This window comes from Streptomyces doebereineriae (assembly GCF_031845645.1).
GTDB lineage: Bacteria > Actinomycetota > Actinomycetes > Streptomycetales > Streptomycetaceae > Streptomyces > Streptomyces canus.
The window spans coordinates 1-15,850 of record NZ_JAVREZ010000016.1 but is presented as its reverse complement, the minus strand read 5'-3'; the positions used below and the strand labels follow the sequence as shown (position 1 = coordinate 15,850).

The 15,850-nt window shown below is 69.0% G+C and carries 13 protein-coding genes, 2 tRNA genes and 1 pseudogene; 10 read left to right on the top strand and 6 right to left on the bottom strand.

Going from position 1 to position 15,850, the window contains the following annotated elements; all coding sequences use genetic code 11:
- Positions 1-636: 636 nt before the first annotated feature.
- The 4 genes from RNB18_RS35930 to RNB18_RS35915 form a co-directional block, all read right to left on the bottom strand.
- Entirely contained in the window at positions 637-3,423 is a 2,787-nt protein-coding gene (locus RNB18_RS35930; protein WP_311718267.1) for a tetratricopeptide repeat protein, read from the bottom strand.
- 15 nt (positions 3,424-3,438) lie between these two features.
- Positions 3,439-3,873 (bottom strand): hypothetical protein, encoded by a 435-nt coding sequence (locus tag RNB18_RS35925; RefSeq protein WP_311718266.1) that lies wholly within the window; start codon positions 3,871-3,873, stop codon positions 3,439-3,441.
- Between the two features lie 841 nt (positions 3,874-4,714).
- A complete protein-coding gene (locus tag RNB18_RS35920) occupies positions 4,715-5,653 on the bottom strand; it encodes a sigma-70 family RNA polymerase sigma factor (RefSeq protein WP_311718265.1) in 939 nt (312 codons plus the stop codon).
- Positions 5,654-5,663: 10 nt separating this feature from the next.
- The gene (locus tag RNB18_RS35915) at positions 5,664-6,854 is read right to left on the bottom strand and encodes an NAD(P)/FAD-dependent oxidoreductase (RefSeq protein ID WP_311718264.1); all 1,191 of its coding nucleotides are present in this window, start codon (positions 6,852-6,854) and stop codon (positions 5,664-5,666) included.
- A 735-nt stretch (positions 6,855-7,589) separates the two neighbouring features.
- Here RNB18_RS35915 and RNB18_RS35910 point away from each other — a divergent pair.
- The 3 genes from RNB18_RS35910 (at position 7,590) to RNB18_RS35900 (ending at position 9,295) form a co-directional block, all read left to right on the top strand.
- A complete protein-coding gene (locus tag RNB18_RS35910) occupies positions 7,590-7,835 on the top strand; it encodes a hypothetical protein (RefSeq protein WP_311718263.1) in 246 nt (81 codons plus the stop codon).
- Positions 7,825-8,589 carry a DUF2637 domain-containing protein gene (locus RNB18_RS35905; RefSeq protein WP_311718262.1) on the top strand — a complete coding sequence of 255 codons (765 nt, stop codon included), beginning with the start codon at positions 7,825-7,827 and terminating at the stop codon, positions 8,587-8,589. The genes RNB18_RS35910 and RNB18_RS35905 overlap by 11 nt, the downstream gene beginning before the upstream one ends.
- Positions 8,590-9,082: 493 nt before the next feature.
- On the top strand, positions 9,083-9,295 hold the full coding sequence (locus RNB18_RS35900) for a hypothetical protein (protein ID WP_079072179.1): 213 nt from the start codon (positions 9,083-9,085) through the stop codon (positions 9,293-9,295).
- Positions 9,296-9,564: 269 nt separating this feature from the next.
- Here the strand turns inward: RNB18_RS35900 and RNB18_RS35895 are convergent, their stop codons facing one another.
- Positions 9,565-10,221 carry an NAD(P)H-binding protein gene (locus tag RNB18_RS35895; RefSeq protein WP_311718261.1) on the bottom strand — a complete coding sequence of 219 codons (657 nt, stop codon included), beginning with the start codon at positions 10,219-10,221 and terminating at the stop codon, positions 9,565-9,567.
- A 211-nt stretch (positions 10,222-10,432) separates the two neighbouring features.
- Positions 10,433-11,704 (bottom strand): amidohydrolase family protein, encoded by a 1,272-nt coding sequence (locus RNB18_RS35890; protein ID WP_311718260.1) that lies wholly within the window; start codon positions 11,702-11,704, stop codon positions 10,433-10,435.
- Between the two features lie 263 nt (positions 11,705-11,967).
- On the opposite strand from RNB18_RS35890, the gene RNB18_RS35885 reads away from it, so the two are divergent.
- The 7 genes and pseudogenes from RNB18_RS35885 (at position 11,968) to RNB18_RS35855 (ending at position 15,687) form a co-directional block, all read left to right on the top strand.
- A tRNA-Thr gene (locus tag RNB18_RS35885) sits at positions 11,968-12,040 on the top strand.
- A gap of 46 nt (positions 12,041-12,086) precedes the next feature.
- Positions 12,087-12,159: transfer RNA gene (locus RNB18_RS35880), tRNA-Met, on the top strand.
- 90 nt (positions 12,160-12,249) lie between these two features.
- Positions 12,250-12,414 (top strand): 50S ribosomal protein L33, encoded by a 165-nt coding sequence (gene rpmG, locus RNB18_RS35875; protein WP_018834916.1) that lies wholly within the window; start codon positions 12,250-12,252, stop codon positions 12,412-12,414.
- Positions 12,415-12,516: 102 nt separating this feature from the next.
- Positions 12,517-12,969, top strand: coding sequence for a MaoC family dehydratase N-terminal domain-containing protein (locus RNB18_RS35870; RefSeq protein WP_057607938.1), 453 nt, complete (start codon positions 12,517-12,519; stop codon positions 12,967-12,969).
- Positions 12,970-12,977: 8 nt separating this feature from the next.
- Complete coding sequence (locus RNB18_RS35865; protein WP_311718476.1) at positions 12,978-13,406, top strand: MaoC family dehydratase; 429 nt, start codon at positions 12,978-12,980, stop codon at positions 13,404-13,406.
- Between the two features lie 174 nt (positions 13,407-13,580).
- Entirely contained in the window at positions 13,581-14,150 is a 570-nt protein-coding gene (locus tag RNB18_RS35860; protein ID WP_311718259.1) for a TetR/AcrR family transcriptional regulator, read from the top strand.
- Positions 14,151-14,237: 87 nt separating this feature from the next.
- Positions 14,238-15,687: pseudogene (locus RNB18_RS35855) on the top strand (MFS transporter).
- Positions 15,688-15,850: the final 163 nt, after the last annotated feature.

Below are 15,850 nucleotides of genomic sequence, written 5' to 3'. Positions count from 1 at the left end.
CGCGCACGACAGGTGTCGCGCCTGCCGTCGTCCGGCTTCGAGAGGACGACGAGTGCCCCACGCGAATGCGCCCCTGAGCGTCGAGGGCCGTAGGCGGCTCGTGAAGCGAGGACGCCCGGTCAGCCGCGATCACAGTGTGGAACATCCACTACAACTACCACCGGCCGCGTAGTGCTGCCGCCTTGTATGTGATCGACCGTTGAGCGTACGTCCAACTGCGTGACAACGCCGACGAACAGCGGCGGACGAGCGCGGACGTCTCCGGACCGTTCGGCACAGGGGAGAACCACACCAACCCAAGGCAGTGGCCCTGTGCAAGTTGCTTCGGGACGAAGAAGTCGGGCGCTCAGTGCGGAGGCCTTGGGCTATGCGTGGGCCAACGCACCTGAGAGGCTGACCGGTTGTGGCATTGGTGCAGGTCAAGACAGGGAGAACACGTGACGGCGCGGCTGTCTTGAAAACCGTCACAGCGCCGCGACGGCTACCTTCGATCGACGATGCCGGGGCTACAACCAGCGGCGCATCACTGCACCGTATGGGAGAGGTTGGACCTGCGGGCGTCATGTGGGTCGGATCGGCGCATGGCCGCCGACCCCGTCAGGCCCCCAATGGGCACGACCGCGTGCGCGCAGGTGGTCAGGGGAGTGGTGGCTGAGTCTCGGCGTTCGCGCGGGATGTGGCTGCTTCTTCGTCGTCGCCAGCACGGATGTAGGCCGTGGCGGACTGTTCCCATGCGTCCCGAACGCGGGGCAGTTCGGCGCCGGATACGTGCAGGGTGGTGGCGTACTCGGCCCATGCCTCTCCGGTACGCGTCCAGTCCTCTGCCTGGGTCAGCATCGCGACCGCCTTCTCTCCAGCTGCGGTCGCCTCTGGGTATTGCTCCAAGCTTCGACAGGCGACGCCGAGGTTGTTCCAGGCGATGGCTTGGCCGTGGGTGTCGCCGGTCTGCTGGAAGAGGTCGAGGGCGGTTTGGTGGGCGTCATGTGCTTCGGTGTGTCGCTTGAGTTCTGCGAGCGCGAGGCCGAGGTTGCTCCAGGCGCTGGCTTGGCCGTCGATGTCGCTGGTCTGCTGGTAGAGGTCGAGGGCGGTTTGATGGGCGTCGTGCGCTTGGGCGTAGCGCTTGAGTTCTCTGAGTGCGAGGCCGAGGTTGTCCCAGGCGCTGGCTTGGCCGTGGGTGTCGCCGGTCTGCTGGTAGAGGTCGAGGGCGGTTTTGTGGGCGTCGTGCGCTTGGGTGTAGCGCTTGAGTTCTGCGAGTGCGAGGCCGAGGTTGTCCCAGGCCATGGCTTGGCCGTGGGTGTCGCCGGTCTGCTGGTAGAGGTCGAGGGCGGTTAGGTGGGCATCGTGCGCTTCGGTGCGTCGCTTGAGTTCTGCGAGTGCGCCGCCGAGGTTGCTCCAGGCTCTGGCTTGGCCGTGGGTGTCGCCGGTCTGCTGGAAGAGGTCGAGGGCGGTCAGGTGGGCATCGTGCGCTTCGGTGCGTCGCTTGAGTTCTCTGAGTGAGCTGCCGAGGTTGTTCCAGACGATGGCTTGGCCGTGGGTGTCGCCGGTCTGCTGGAAGAGATCGAGGGCGGCTTGGTGGGCGTCATGTGCTTCGGTGTGTCGCTTGAGTTCTGCGAGTGCGACGCCGAGGTTGCTCCAGGCGCCGGCTTGGCCGTGGGTGTCGCCGGTCTGCTGGAAGAGGTCGAGGGCGGCTTGGTGGGCGTCGAGCGCTTCGGTGTGTCGCTTGAGTTCCCTGAGTGAGCTGCCAACGTTGTTCCAGGCGCTGGCTTGGCCGTCGATGTCGCCGGTCTGCCGGTAGAGGTCGAGGGCGGTTTGGTGGGCGTCGTGCGCTTCGGTGTGTCGCCTGAGCTCTCCGAGCGGGCTGCCGAGGTTGTTCCAGGCGCCAGCTAGGTTCGCATCGTCACCGAGTGCCTGACAGGCTTCGAGTGCCTGGGCGCGGACGGTCATTAGATCCTGGATTCGTCGTCGCCATTCCAGGTAGCGGCCGAGGGTGAACCCGAGGTCCACGGCCGTCTGGGTGCGGGCATATGTGTGGGTGGTGGCGAGGAGATTTTCGCGTTCGGCATCGAACCACGCCAGCGCCTGCTCGCGTCCGGCGAACAGCGTCGACGCGGCCTCGCCCGGTGGCCGGAAATGGTTGTTGGCTGCTCGCGCGTGGCGGACGTAGTAGTCGGTGAGCCGGGCGCGGGCCTGTTCGTAGCGTCGGCGGGGAACCCGGTCACGGTCCATGGCGATGCGAGCCTGTTCTTGCGCGTGGACGCGTAGGAGGTCGTGCATGGACCAGCGGTCGCGCGCCTGGCTGTTCTGGGTGAGCAGGCGTGCTCGGACAAGCTGCCGCAGCAGCTGGGTGACCTTGTCGGCGGACTGGCCGGTGAGGGCTGCCGCGGCAGGGGTGGAGATGTCCGGGCCCGGGTGGAGGCCCAGGAGGCGGTAGAAATCGGCCTCTTGATGCGAGAGGCGCGTGAGGCATTCGTCGAAGACGGCGCGTAGGTTGCGTTCGCCGTCGTCGAGGCCACCGAGGCGGGTGCCGGCGTTGGTGAGCATCCGTACCCGCTCGTAGAGCGGCTGGTCGGGGTCGTCAGCCAGGAGCGCGGCAGCGATCTGCAGCGCCAGGGGCAAGTAGCCGCAGACCGCGGCGAGTTCCTCCGCGGCCGAGGGCTCGTCCTCGACACGTCGGTCGTCGGGGTCGGCGACCTTGAGCCGCTGGCGCAGGAGGTCCACGGCAGCATCGGGCTGGAGAGGATTGAGGTTGAACAGGCGGGCGCCGAGCCCGGGCAGGGCGTGCCGGGAGGTCACCAGCACTGCGTGATGACGGGCTGGCAGCAGCGGCCGGACCTGGTTCGAGGCCGAGGCGTTGTCCAGGAGAATCAGCACCCGTTGCCCCTCAACAGCCAAAGCTTCGAGTTGGGACCGATAGAGCCCCTCCCGCTCGTCCAGCGTGGGTGGGATGTGTTCCGCCGCAACCCCAAGGGCTCGCAGCAGCGCCTCCAGTGCGTCCTCCGGCGGGACCGGAGTCGGGTCGTACCCGCGCAGGTTCACCACTTGCACACGCATGAACCAGCCCTGGTCGAGCGCGGCACGCCCCACGGCATGGGCGAGGGTGGTCTTGCCCACGCCCGGCAACCCCGCGATCGACCCGACCGCCGCATCCGCGCCGCCTCCGGGGCCAAGCAGGGAGAGGATCTTGGTGATTTCATCGCCGCGGCCGGTGAACTCCTGCGGCAGGCCAGGCAGAGCATTCAGAGCAGTCGGTACCGCGGCATACGCCTGCACGTTGATCTTCGTGGTTTGCGTCCCGCTGCCGAGCACCTGACTGCGCTCGAATGACGCCCCCGCGAAAGTGCTTCCAGTCCTCTGCCCCTGTCCGGGACCCTTGTTCTTCCTGTCGCCGTTCTTGCGCTTGCCGGACGTCTTTTTCGCCCCCATGCCCGCCGCCCGCGCCTATCGGTTGATCGTGTTGTTCTGCGTGCCGCTGCCGAGAACCTGGCTGTCGGTGAACGTCGCCTGGCTGAAGTCGTTGTGCGTACTCTGCACCGGGGCCTGCGCCTGCGCCTGCTGGACCAGAGCCTGCAACTCAGCTGCCACCTGTTGACGCTCCTCGTCCGGAAGCTGCTCAAGAAGCATCTCCAGACGGGTCTGCCAGCGGGTCACCAGAACGGTCTGAACGCGTTCCGACTCCGCGCCGTCACCAGCCGACTCCAGCTCGGCCCGGGTCTGATCGAGGCGTTCGAGCTCGGCCTGCTCCCGCCCTGCCTCACCGCGGCCGAGGATTCGCGCGACACCGCTGCGGATCGCGGCCCACGCATCCGTCCCTGCCGCCTGAACGATCGCCCCGCCACCGGCCGCCGCCACCGCAATCAGTCCCTCGACCAACACGACAACACCCCTACGAATCAACGGACAAGAAGCCCAGCGTAGGACGAGACCCTCACTCAAACAGCCGAAACTTCAACCCCGCCCCAAGTGCCACAGGAACTCTTCGGCCGGGATGGCCTCCGGCGAATCCTCTTCGGGATCGACCGCTGAGCGGTCTGCGCACCACGTCATCGGCTTCGGAACGTCACGTCACACTGTTCCGACGGCGACAGAGTTTGTGCGGGCCGCTCCACACGCTGTCAGGGCGCGTGGGAAGGCCCGCCCCTCGGGCCTATCGGCGGTCATCCGTCCCGGGCGTCGTCCATCTGCTCGCCTTCCGCCTGGGACGGCTCAGTCCTGGGGACATCTGGGTGCATGGCCGCCCGTTCGGCAGGATCGTCCCGCTCGCCCTCAGCCTGTGAGGGCGTGTGAGAGTACAGCCACGGTTCGTAGTCCGAGTCCGAGGCGCCGGTTTTCATGGCAGGCCTCCTTGGTCGCTTGCCTTCCATGTTCCTCCTCGGACCGCAGCGGAGCCAGGGCGGTAGGCGGCTCTGGACGAGACGTGGCCGAGAAGGCGGCGTTTGAACGCTGGAAGCACATCCCTGCTGGTCGGATGGGGTACGAGCGAGTGATCTTGAAGGGGCTGCAAATCTGCCGGCTCAGTCTTCCCAGGTTCGCCGACGAACCCAACGCGAGCCGGCGTCCAAAATTTCCGGTGGTATCCCCGGCGACGGAACGTACGTTGTCGACCCAGGTCGGCTGAGATGGGACTCACGGTTCTCGGTCAGATGCCACGGGCGCTCTGATCCGCCCTGGTCAGCCCTCCGTGACGATGTGCAGTTGGCTACTGCGGTGGCTCCGGTCACCATGCGTTGATGACCGGCACGTCGGGTACGTGCTGCCGCCAGGCCTTGTTGAGGCGTACGAGCCGGTCTGCGGCGGCGATGCCGCGCAGGGACGCGACCTTGCCGTCGCTGACTTCGAACGCCACGGCGCCCACGACCCTGTCGCCGACCACGGCGAGGACGGCCGGGGAGCCGTTGACCAGGGCGACATACATCGCGGGCGAGCCGCCGGCCAGCCGCCGCTTCGCCGGCGTGGGCTTGAAGCCGGCCCGCACGTAGGAGGCGACCCGCTCGCGGGTCTGGTACCGCAACAGCCGCGTGCCCAGTCCGGCGCCGTCCGAGACCGCCGTCACGTCGTCGGTGAGCAGTGCCACCAGCCGTTCGGTGCGCCCCGACGCGGCAGCCGCGAGGAATTCCTCGACGACCCGGCGGGCGGACGCGGGGTCGGCCTCGCCGCCGCGACGGCGCTCGGCTGCGACCCGGATCCGGGCTCGGTGGACATGCTGCTGGCTCGCGGATTCGGTGATGTCGAGGATCCCGGCGATCTCGGCGTGGCTGTACGAGAAAGCCTCACGAAGGACGTAGACGGCCCGTTCAACCGGCGAGAGCCGCTCCATCAGGGTCAGGACGGCGAGGGACACCGATTCGCGCTGTTCGAAGGTATCGGCCGGGCCGAGCATGGGGTCGCCCTCAAGGAGCGGCTCGGGCAACCAGGCGCCCGCCGCTCGCTCGTGGCGCGCCTGCGCCGAGCGGAGCCGGTCGAGGCAGAGATTGGTGACGACCTTGGTCAGCCACGCCTCCGGCACCGCGACCCGTTCGCGGTCTGCGGCCTGCCAGCGCAGGAACGTGTCCTGTACGGCGTCCTCGGCGTCGGCGGCCGAGCCGAGCAGACGGTACGCGAGGGAGGCCAGCCGTCCCCGGCCGGCCTCGAACCGATCGATGGCTGCGCTGTCCATGCTGAACAGCCTATGCAGCGGCCCTTGCACGGGCCCCGTCAGGCGCGGCGGCCAGGCGGCGCTTGCGCTTCGGCACGCCGAAGGTCGGGTGGGCGATGCCCCACCCGGCCCCCTTGAGCACGCCCGACTTCAGCCGCGCGGCGGCCTTGCCGCCCAGGTACCAGGACTTCGACCGGACGTCCCTGTCCACCATCTGGAAGATCGCGTCCTGGCGTCCGAGGCTGATGTGGTTGCCGTGGTACTTCAGCCCGGTGGTCGGGACCTCGCTGCCCGTCAGGCGCGCGATGATCGCGGCGGTCGCCTGCATGTTGGTGAAGCCGGCCGAGGCGCAGGACATCGGCAGCGGCCGGCCGTTCTCGCCGATCGCGTAGGCGCAGTCACCGGCGGCGTAGACGTCCGGGTGCGAGACCGAGCGCATGGTGCGGTCGACAACGATCTGGCCGGTCTCGGCGACCTCCAGGCCGCTGGCGGCCGCGATGCGGTGCACGGCGAACCCGGCCGACCACACGGTCACGTCGGCCGGGATGGGCGTACCGTCGGCGGCGATCGCCCGTGCCGGCTCGACGGCTTCGATGCAGGTGTGCTCGTGGACGGTGATGCCGAGCCGGCCGAAGGCATGGCGCAGGTGACGGCGGGCCTTCGGGGAGAGCCGGGCGCCCAGCTCGCCGCGGGCGGCGAGCGCGACCGAGAGGTCGGGTCGGGACTCGGCGAACTCGGTGGCGGTCTCGATGCCGGTCAGCCCCTCACCGACGATCAGCACGGTGCCGCCCTCGCCCAGGCCGGAGAGGCGCTCGCGCAGACGCAACGCCGAGGACCGGCCGGTCACATCGAAGGCGTACTCGGCCACGCCGGGGACGCCGTGGTGGGCCACGGAGCTGCCGAGCGCGTAGAGAAGCGTGTCGTATGCGAGCTCGCTATCGCCGTTCTCGCCGGTCACGGCGACGGTCCTGCGCTCGGGGTCGACGCTGGTGACGTGCGCCAGGCGCAGCCGCACCCCGGTGCCCGCGAATACGTCGGCGAGCTTGCGGAACGCGAGGTCCTGCCCGATCGCGAGCTGGTGGAGCCGCATCCGCTCAACGAAGTCGGGCACGGCGTTGACGACGGTGATCTCGATGTCGGAGGGGGAGAGCCGACGGGCCAGGTTTCCGGCGGCGAAGGCCCCGGCATATCCGGCGCCGAGTACGACGATGCGGTGCTTCATGGCGTTGCTCCTGTCTCGTTCGCGTGCCCTTCGAACGAGACGGCGCCCCGATTGCTGACAGGAGCCGGGTGTGACGCGGGTCACCGAACTGAGACGAGCGACTGGGCCTCCGACAGACGCTTGGGCCTGTCTTGCGCAGTCGAAACGGGGCGATGACCAACTATCGGGCGCGTCACATTGGGCGGGCTTGCAGACCTGTGCGCAGTCCGTCATCGGTCTCGACGTCGGGGCTGACCCATTCCAACCGCCAGAAGTCGACCACGGTTCCGTCCGGGAGGCCGTCTGTCGGCTCGTTGCCGTGGAGCGGTGGTAGAGGCCGTGGGGCCAACGGCGGACGGGCCGACTGTCGCATGAGGCGGGGCGTGGGCCGGCTGGTGCCAGGCGAAGCTGGGCGTCGGCTCTCCGCCCGGGAAGCTGCGCACTGAACACCTGCCCAGGGGCGATGGACGCTGTCGTGTCCGGCCCAGGGATCGTCAGGATTACTCATCCAGTTACACCGGTGGCGAATCCTATTTACTCCTAAAGTGGAGTCGAGAAGAAGAATTAATCGACCAATAGGGTGCGGAGTTAGATGTGTAGCATAATTGATTGAGAACCCTTTTCTCAGGTTTTCTGCCTTCGCAAGCTCACTCTTTTGCCGCACGCCCTGAAGGAGGGGAGCCGCGTTATCAAGCTATGACGACATCAAGGACCCATGGCCTGCCTCGGCGCACCACGAGGACGGATAATAATTCTGTGGTCCGCGATCTGACAGTGGGGAAGTACACTTTCCAGCCTGGTGCGGAGTACGCGGCGCTGACGGTACAGGGCGCGGTGGCCGGGGGTGACGTGCAGTCCGAGCGTCAGGTCACCGAGCCACTGCTTCGCGAGTTCCTTGCCCTGCTGGAGGAAGTCCAGGAGGACCTCAATTCACGATGGAACGGTCGCGAGAACTCCGGCCGCCGCGGACAGTCTGACGGGTCGCATTTTCGTGAATCATGACTATGCCGATCCTGCCTTTGGGCAGCGTGAGTACTACTCCGACGCGTACTCGTACGGGCCGAGTACTGGCTGGGACGGGGGGCGTGCCGACAGCGTCCACTCAGGAGTTCCCCTGACCACACCCGCCGGAGGCTGGGACCCGGTCGAGGAACTTGCCTATCTCCTGCAAGAAGCTGTTCCGGAGGAGCAGACGGCCAGGATCCCGCAACCTCGCAGCGAGCCCGCATCCGGTGGCGCCTTCACCGACCCGATGGAGAGCCTGGCGCAGATCACCGCTCAACTGCCGCCTACCCGACGCTCCGGGCACCGGAAGCACCACGTCCGCAGAGCCCGGCTCAAGTGGTTGCAGACCGGCAGCTTCTTCATCGTCGCGCTCGTTGCCGTCATCGTAGCGATGGTCAGCGTCTTCGGCGGCATGGTGGCCTACAAGCCTCTGCAGAACATCACCTCCGGGACGGGAGGCGCCATGGTCCCGTCGTGGCCTCTTCTCGTATACGGCCCCTGGATGGTGGCGTCTCTCTCCATCCTCCGGACTGCCCTGCACCAGCGCCGAGCTGTGCACTCGTGGTGCATCGTTCTGCTGTTCTCGTCCGTCGCAATAATGCTGTGCGTGGCTCAGGCAGACAGAACCGTCACCGGTATCGCCGGAGCATGCCTGCCGGCCCTCGCCTCCCTCGCCTGCTTCCAGCAACTCGTCCGGCAAATCACGCTGACTCTGCCACCGCGACAGGGCACGCGGCGCCACCGCCGGTAGCAGCATGGTCCTCGGTGAGGGGGCTTGCTTCGGGGCGTACTGGTGGAATCGATTGATTCGACGCCGAATTCCACCGCCCGCCTGACTGGGCCGGCATGGAGTTCAGCTTTTCCGGCGCGACTGAGCACCCCGGCCGGCTCATCCAGCGAGTGCCGTGCTGGTCCGAGTGCAGCTTCGCTGCCCAGCCGTAGCCGATGGTGCTGCCTCGGCGGACCCTCGTGATTGCGCAGGCCGGACGTCCGCTGAGGTTCGGCGTTGATCGGCGCCGTACGCCTCCCCGTCGAGCCTTTCGTCTAGTCATCGCCATCCTCTGCGTGGCGCTGGGGACGGCCATCGTCGGGGACTTTCGAGCGCTTCGGAGTGCTGCCGTTCTACCCGCTCGCCGACGAGACGATCCGACTGTTCCTGCAGGTCTGTGGCGATCTTGAGAACCGTCGTGCCGTTCGTTGCTCCCAGCCAATGCGACGCCGCCCGCCCGGGGCACACTGAATGCATGTCCAGTCGTCGCAGGCTCTGCCCCGAATGCCGTCGCGAGATCGCCGTCGTCGCCGGCCGCTTCGCCCGGCACGACCCGCCCGGAGCACGCGCGAGAGGTCAGCTGGTCTCCTGCCCGGGTTCCCGCAGACAGGCGGAACTCGGCGCGGCGCAGCCGTCGTTGGATGGGTACGCACTACCCGTCGTCCCCGGCCAGCTGCCCCTGTTCTGAGCGCTCGGCTGCCCTACGCCCCGTCAGATCACCCTCTCCCGGGCCCACCGCTCGCCCGACGCGTCGCGCACCCCGAGCCGTACGGTCACCGCGACCGCCCCGGCGAGACTGTCCGACCCCATCCCCTCCAGCCGTACGAGGGGATGCCGCGCTGCGAACTGCCGTGCCCAGTACGCCCGTACCGCCTCACGTCTGTGCAGTCGGCCCTGTCCAGCATGTTCGGCCAGTCCACGAAGACCTCGCCGCCGGCGCCCCCTCGGCGGCCGTCCTCAGTTGCCCGCCACCGACTTCACCGCGACCGAGACCGGCGTGGAACCGCTGATCAGCTCCAGCGTCAGCCCAGCCGTCGCCGGCGTGTCCAGCAACTCCGCCAGTACGGCGGCCACGTCGTCGCGCGGGATCGGGCCCCGGCCGGTGTGCGCCTCCAGGCGTACGAGGCCGTTGCCCGCGTCGTCCGTGAGCGCGCCGGGACGCAGAACCGTCCAGTCCAGCGCGTCCAAGCCGCTCACATGGGCGTCGGCTTCGCCCTTGGCGCGCAGGTACACATCGAAGATCTCGTCACCCTCGTGCCGTGGGTCCGCGCCCATGGACGACACGATCACGAAGCGCCGTACGCCCGCCAGGACCGCCGCGTCCGCGAACAGCACCGCCGCGGCCTTGTCCACCGTGTCCTTGCGGGCCACGCCGCTTCCCGGACCCGCGCCCGCCGCGAAGACCGCCGCGTCCGCGCCCCGCAGCTGGGCGGCTACCTCCTCGACCGAGGCCGACTCCAGGTCCAGCAGGACCGGTTCGGCACCGACGTCCCGCAGGTCGTCGCCCTGTTCGGCACGACGGATGATCCCCGCGACCTCGTCCCCGCGCGCGGCGAGCAGTCGCTCCAGCCGCAGCGCGATCTGACCATGACCACCAGCGATGACAATGCGCATGTCTTCGACCGTACGCCCGTCCAGGCGCATCTGCCGCGTGGGTCCGGCGACGCCTCAGGGGGTGCAGGGTGAAGTCGAGGAGCGGCTGCGGATCTGTCGTGGCTGGTCGCACAGTTCCCCGCGCCCCACAGGGGGTTGCATGAAGCGACGCGCGCCACAATGCGCCCCCCACGCCCCCACCGAACCCTCACCCACACCACAGCCACTCGTCCTACGACACAGCCCCCCGCCCCTGCCGAGGCAGCCCCGACTCCACGCCCGCCGCCGAGTTGCAGTACTCCCGTACCGCGCTCGTCCGTGCCACCACGCGCCCCCGATGCACCACGATCCGGCTGTACGCCAGGGAGAGCGCGCCGGCGAGGCGGTCGCCGCGTACGGCGAGCAACTCGGCCGGGAAGCCCGCCTCCACCCGGACTTCGGGCAACCCGAGCACGGTCCGCGCCGACGTGCTCACCGCGTCGTAGGCGTCCTCCGGCCGCAACCCGTACCGGGACGCGAGCAGGTACGCGGCCTCCAGCGGGTCGCCGCGGCCGACCGGGTTGCAGGCGTCCCGCAGAGCGCCGCTGCCGGCGGCCACCCGGACTCCGGCCGCGCGCAGCAGCCGTACCGGAGCCGTGCCCCGCCGGTCGACGCCCGCGCAGCCGCCCTGCGGCAGGCACACCACGGCGACTCCGGCCGCCCCGAGCTGGTCGGCGGTGCGGGAGACCACCTCGGCGGGAAGGCGGTCGAGGCCCGCGCAGGGGCCGAGGGTGACGCCGGGCCGCAGCCCGCCGGCCATGGCGGCGAGCCGGGCGAGCCGGGCCGGATCGGTGGCGTCCGTGTGCAGGTCGACGGGGCAGCCGTGTTCCGAAGCGACCTCCAGGACCGCCTCCGCATAACCCGTCGGATCGGGGTCGAGATCCGGACAGCCGCCCACCACCGAGGCACCCATCTTCAGCGCGTCCCGCAACATGGCGAGCCCCTCTGCGCCGGCCACCCCGGTCAACACCCTGGGCATCGCCACGGCCGTCAACTCGGTGAGCCCGTGCAGCGACCGCCGCGCCTGCAGTACGGCGGCCAGCGCGCCCAGCCCCTGGACGTCCCCCACGCGCACGTGTGCCCTGAGCGCGGTCGCCCCGTGCCCGAGCTGGAGCAGGGCGGCCTCCGTGGCGCGGCGCTGGACGTCGTGGGGGTCGTGGGAGACCGGCCCCTCGGCGTCCGCCGACAGCGCGGTGTCGCCGTGGGCGTGCGGCTCGGCCGGGGCGGGCAGGAGCAGATAGCCACTGAGGTCCACGCGCGCGCCGCACGCGCGCGTGCCGCCGACAGCCAGACTCCCGGCCGTACCGACCGCCTCGATGCGCCCGCCGCCCAGCCGTACGTCCACGGTCCTGCCGTCGGTGAGCCGCGCCCCGCACAACAGGAGACCGGCCCCCTCGGACCGGCCCGAGGACGAGGCACCCGACGAGGACGAGGAGTGGGGCGGCTGCGGCTGGCTGTCGGGCATCGCGCTCCAGGGGCTCGGGACTACGCAAGCTCAGGACTGCGCGAACCCGGACTGCGCAAGGGGACGCAAGATCACGCAGAGTGAGTCGAGCCTAGGGTGGCCGCGCACCCGTGACGGGGAGGAGCGCAATAGTCGTACCGGTGTGGTCCGCCGTGCCGGAGAGGCAGTTGAGGCCTCCGGGAACCCCGGGGATCAAGGCCTCCAGGGCGCCGCGAAACGGATTTGGGCGAACGGCGGCGGAGCGTGTAATGTCTTCATCGCTCGCCCCAATAGCTCAGTCGGCAGAGCGTCTCCATGGTAAGGAGAAGGTCTACGGTTCGATTCCGTATTGGGGCTCTGGTGTGTGAGGTTCCCGTCGCGAGGCGGGAACGGATCGCATCACAGCGGTGTAGCTCAGTCGGTAGAGCAAGCGGCTCATAATCGCTGTGTCACCGGTTCAAGTCCGGTCACCGCTACTGACAGTAGCCGATTGCGGGGTCGGTCCTTCGATCGGCTACTCTTCTATGCGTTGAACCCGTCCTATCCGTTCGTCAAGGAGCACTCACGTGGCTGCCACCGACGTCCGCCCGAAGATCACGCTGGCCTGCGTGGAGTGCAAGGAGCGGAACTACATCACCAAGAAGAACCGGCGTAACAACCCGGATCGAATGGAGATGAAGAAGCACTGCCCGCGTTGCAACGCGCACACCGCGCACCGCGAAACGCGATAAATCAGGCTCGTACACGAGGCCGTCCCCGAGAGATCGGGGGCGGCCTCGCGTCGTTGAGTCACCCCATACCGGTCAGTAGAGCAACCAGGAGGTGCCGAGCCCATGGCGCTCGACCAGTCCTTCGTGGGGCGGACCTACCCGCCCACCGACCCCTACGAGGTGGGCCGGGAGAAGATCCGCGAGTTCGCCGAGGCGGTGGGGGACTCCAACCCCGCGTACACGGACCCGGAGGCCGCCAAGGCGCTCGGCCACCCCGACGTCGTCGCCCCGCCGACCTTCGTGTTCTCGATCACCTTCAAGGCCGCGGGACAGGTCGTACAGGACCCGCAGCTCGGCCTGGACTACAGCCGCGTGGTCCACGGCGATCAGAAGTTCGCCTACGTCCGCCCCGTGCGCGCCGGTGATCGTCTGACCGTCACCTCCACCATCGAGGCGATCCGGTCCATGGCCGGCAACGACATCCTGGACATCCGTGGCGAGGTTCACGACGAGGCCGGCGAGCACGTCGTGACCGCCTGGACCAAGCTCGTCGCGCGCGCGGCCGAGGAGGCGTGAGGAAGAAGATGACGGCGAAGATCGCATACGGCGACGTCGAGGTCGGCACCGAGCTGCCGACCCAGACCTTCACCGTGACCCGCGCCACCCTCGTCCAGTACGCGGGCGCCTCCGGGGACTTCAACCCCATCCACTGGAACGAGAAGTTCGCCAAGGAGGTCGGGCTGCCGGACGTCATCGCGCACGGCATGTTCACCATGGCCGAGGCGATCCGCGTGGTGACGGACTGGGTCGGCGACCCGGCGGCCGTCGCCGAGTACGGCGTCCGCTTCACCAAGCCCGTCGTCGTGCCCAATGACGACCAGGGCGCCACGATCGAGGTCAGCGGCAAGGTCGCCGCCAAGCTCGACGACAACACGGTCCGCGTGGACCTCACGGCGACCAGCGCGGGGCAGAAGGTGCTGGGGATGTCGCGGGCGGTCGTACGACTGGCCTGAGGGGCGGGTACGGCTGCCGAGGTAAGGGGTGCTCTCCATGGTGGGGCGCCCCTTACGGTGTTTTGGCCCCCTGCCTGCGACAACGTTCGGTGGTGAGGGGGCGTTCCGGCGAGCGCTGCCGGCGAGTGAACCCGGCGTGTTGCCAAGTTAGTGATTGAGTACTAACTTAGCTGCATGGCCAGGATGAGTGCGGAAGAGCGGCGCGAGAGCGTCATCCGTGCGGCGACCGCCGAGTTCGCCCGCGGTGGCTACCACGGCACGTCGACCGAGGCGATCGCCAAGCGGGTCGGGGTGTCGCAGCCGTATCTCTTCCGGCTCTTCCCGGGCAAGAAGGCGATCTTTCTGGCGGCGGCCGAGCGCTGTGTGGAGGACACCATCCGCACCTTCGGGGAAGCCTCGAAGGGGCTGGAGGGCGAGGAGGCCCTGCACGCCATGGCGGACGCGTACACCCGCGTCATCGCGGAGCGGCCCGAGTGGCTGATGATGCAGATGCAGATGTACGTCGCGGTGGGGGCTGCCGAGCAAGAGGGTGACACCGGGTTCGGAGAGGCGGTGCGGGCCGGCTGGATGCGGCTGTGGGACACCGTCCACCTGCCGCTCGGCGCCGACGCCAACGAGACGACGACCTTCCTGGCGTACGGGATGCTCGTCAACTGCCTGACAGCGATGGGTTTTCCGCCCGGGCACCGGGTCTGGGAGGGCATGTACCCGTCGGCGCGGATCAAGGGCCGACTGGAGCACTGAGCGCAACGAGGCGTCATGGGCGCCTTTTCATGATCGAGAAACTTAGTAATCACTAACTAATCACCGATCACACCCGCTGGGGGAGCGATGTCACAGCAAAAGCAAGCCGCACCGACCGCAGGCCGCGGGGGAGCCGTCTGGGGCCCTTGTCATCACCAGCGTCGCGGGATTCATGGCGGCCCTCGACAACCTCGTCGTCACCACGGCCCTGCCGTCCATCCGCGAGGACCTCGGCGGGGGGCTGCACGACCTGGAGTGGACGGTGAGCGCGTACACGCTCACCTTCGCCGTCCTGCTCATGACCGGCGCGGCACTCGGGGACCGCTTCGGCCGGCGACGCCTCTTCCTGACCGGCCTCACGATCTTCACCGGCGCTTCGGCCGCCGCGGCACTGGCCCCCGGCATCGACTCCCTCATCGCCGCCCGCGCGGTCCAGGGCGTAGGCGCGGCGATCATGATGCCCCTCACGCTCACCCTCCTCACGGCGGCCGTGCCCGTCGCCAAACGCGGGATGGCGTACGGCATCTGGGGCGCCGTCAACGGACTCGCGGTGGCCTCCGGGCCACTGATCGGCGGCAGCCTCACCGAACACATCTCCTGGCAGTGGATCTTCTGGCTGAACGTCCCGCTCGGCGTCGCCCTGCTGCCCCTCGCCCGCCTGCGCCTCGCCGAGTCCCACGGCACCGGCGCGCGCCTCGACATCCCCGGCACCCTGCTCGCCAGCGGCGGTCTCTTCGGCATCGTGTACGGCCTGGTCCGCGGCCCGTCCGACGGCTGGACCGACACCGTCGTCCTTCTGGCCCTGTTCGCCGGGGCCGCGCTGCTCACCGCATTCGTCCTCTACAGCACCCGGGCCAAGAACCCCATGCTCCCCATGCGGCTGTTCCGCTCCCGGGCCTTCTCCGGGATCAACGCGGCCAGCCTGCTGATGTTCCTCGGGATGTTCGGCTCGATCTTCCTGCTCAGCCAGTACATGCAGGGTGTGCTCGGCTACTCGCCCACCGAGGCGGGGCTGCGGATGCTCCCCTGGACCGGCATGCCGATGCTCGTCGCGCCGATCGCCGGGATCCTCTCCGACCGCATCGGGGGCCGGCCGGTCGTGGCCACGGGTCTCTTCTTCCAGGCGGCGGGTCTCGCGTACATGGCGTCCGTCGTCACGGTCGACGCGTCCTACTCCGCGCAGCTGCCCGGCCTCATCCTCAGCGGCATCGGCATGGCCCTGTTCTTCGCCCCCGCGTCCAACCTGGTCATGTCGAGTGTCCGGTCCGAGGAGCAGGGGATCGCTTCCGGGGCCAACAACGCGCTGCGTGAGGTGGGTGGAGCGCTGGGGATCGCGGTCATGGCGTCGATCTTCTCCTCGCAGGGTGGATACGAGAGCGGGCAGTCCTTTGTGGACGGTCTGCGGCCGGCGCTGGTCACGGGCGCGGCGGTGGTGGCTGTCGCCGGGGTCGCGGCTCTGCTGATCCCTTCGGGAAAGAGGGGCGCGGTGGTGGCGTCTTCCGAGCGGGCGCGGTCACTGGAGACGGTGGCCGGCTGATCGCGTGCGCTGGGCTTGGGCGGGGCGCCTATGGGGGCGCCGCGTCGGGTTGTCGGGTGGCTGCGGGCCGGTGGGGGCTGGTCGCGCAGTTCCCCGCGCCCCTGGGGAGTCGCAGTCACCCCCGCCACGACGAACCGTCAGCCGCCCCCTAGGCCCCCTAGGC

Coding starts and splice junctions, on each gene's coding strand:
- RNB18_RS35860 (WP_311718259.1), top strand. CDS start 13,581: ATGGCCAGGATGAGTGCGGAAGAGCGGCGCGAGAGCGTCATCCGTGCG.
- RNB18_RS35865 (WP_311718476.1), top strand. CDS start 12,978: ATGACGGCGAAGATCGCATACGGCGACGTCGAGGTCGGCACCGAGCTG.
- RNB18_RS35900 (WP_079072179.1), top strand. CDS start 9,083: ATGTCCAGTCGTCGCAGGCTCTGCCCCGAATGCCGTCGCGAGATCGCC.
- RNB18_RS35920 (WP_311718265.1), bottom strand. CDS start 5,653: ATGGACAGCGCAGCCATCGATCGGTTCGAGGCCGGCCGGGGACGGCTG.
- RNB18_RS35895 (WP_311718261.1), bottom strand. CDS start 10,221: ATGCGCATTGTCATCGCTGGTGGTCATGGTCAGATCGCGCTGCGGCTG.
- RNB18_RS35870 (WP_057607938.1), top strand. CDS start 12,517: ATGGCGCTCGACCAGTCCTTCGTGGGGCGGACCTACCCGCCCACCGAC.
- RNB18_RS35915 (WP_311718264.1), bottom strand. CDS start 6,854: ATGAAGCACCGCATCGTCGTACTCGGCGCCGGATATGCCGGGGCCTTC.
- RNB18_RS35930 (WP_311718267.1), bottom strand. CDS start 3,423: ATGGGGGCGAAAAAGACGTCCGGCAAGCGCAAGAACGGCGACAGGAAG.
- RNB18_RS35890 (WP_311718260.1), bottom strand. CDS start 11,704: ATGCCCGACAGCCAGCCGCAGCCGCCCCACTCCTCGTCCTCGTCGGGT.